Here is a 261-nt window from a genome sequence, read left to right on the forward strand (position 1 = left end):
GTTCCGATATTTTCACTTTTCGGGATAACAACTTTTTCTGTCGGTTCTTCTTTTACTTCTTCAAGCGCTTTCATACTAAGGCTTATTTTTCCGTCTTTGATTCCGATTACTTTTACAGTGACTTTGTCTCCGGCATTTAAAACATCGGAAGGCAATTTTACACGCTTTTGTGAAATCTGTGAAACGTGTACAAGACCGGACAGACCGTTGTCAAGTTTGATGAACGCGCCGTAATTTTGTAAAGTCTCGACTGTTCCTTCT

At 39.5% G+C, this 261-nt stretch carries 1 protein-coding gene; it reads right to left on the reverse strand.

Annotated elements, in window-relative coordinates; all coding sequences use genetic code 11:
• The coding region (locus NE668_RS09850) for a S1 RNA-binding domain-containing protein (RefSeq protein ID WP_256196804.1) at nucleotides 1-261 on the reverse strand (261 nt) is incomplete at both ends.

Source organism: Veillonella parvula (genome assembly GCF_024461875.1).
GTDB classification, from domain to species: Bacteria; Bacillota; Negativicutes; order Veillonellales; family Veillonellaceae; genus Veillonella; species Veillonella parvula_I.